1 protein-coding gene is annotated in these 943 nt (G+C 36.8%); it reads left to right on the forward strand.

Going from position 1 to position 943, the window contains the following annotated elements; genetic code table 11:
• Positions 1-627: PKD domain-containing protein (locus ASJ81_RS13795; protein WP_141241733.1), on the forward strand; the 627-nt coding region annotated here is incomplete at its 5' end.
• Positions 628-943 lie beyond the last annotated feature (316 nt).

The raw sequence follows: 943 nt of genomic DNA on the forward strand, positions 1-943 counted from the left end.
CAGCACCCAACACATAAGTATTCAGCTGCAGGAAAATACACGGTAACACTGACAGCAAGTAACGCAGCAGGCAGCAACACGGTAACAAAATCAAATTATGTAACCGTTACAACAACTTCTCAAACTCCAGCTGCTGTGTTTTATGCATCTCCAAAATTAGGAAGCGAGCCTTTAAGCGTTAAATTTACTGACAAAAGTACAGGAAAACCTGCTAAATGGGAATGGAATTTCGGAGATGGAACAAGTTCAACAGAAAAGAGTCCAACGCATAAGTACTCTAAAGCAGGAAAATATACTGTTAAACTTACAGTAACGAATGCTGCAGGTAGTAACACTGCAACAAAATCAAAGTATATCATAGTGACATCAACTTCACAAGCTCCGGTTGCGGACTTCTGGAGTTCTCCACTTTCAGGAAAAGCATCGTTAAAGGTTACATTCACAGAGACAAGCAAAGGATCTCCAACGAAGTGGAGATGGGATTTTGGAGATGGGACATACTCAACACAAAAGAGTCCAGTACACACATATTCAGCTGCAGGAACTTACACGGTTAAACTTACAGCAACAAATGCAGCAGGAAGTAATACAAAAACAAAATCAAACTATATAAAAGTGACAAAATAACAAAAGACTGAACGCGCTATAAAAATCAGTTTTACTGACTTAATAGTATGTTCATCCGGTTAACATGTTCATAAAGTTCTGAAATGTTAACCATTTAAAAAATGAATAAAAAGAACTACTTAACCTGAGAAAATAAATAACTAGCCATCTTTAATCTGATTACTGAAACAAATTTTCTGAATTAGTTTCCGTTAATCACTGGCTAGTTATTGCTTTTTTATTTTTGTTCTGTCGGATTTTATGCTGAAAACAGTTGTTAAATATTTTATTTCAGTCGAATACCCCGCTAGCTTGCTGCGGGGATGGAAAACTTCCC

The organism is Methanosarcina spelaei (assembly GCF_002287235.1).
GTDB classification, from domain to species: Archaea; Halobacteriota; Methanosarcinia; order Methanosarcinales; family Methanosarcinaceae; genus Methanosarcina; species Methanosarcina spelaei.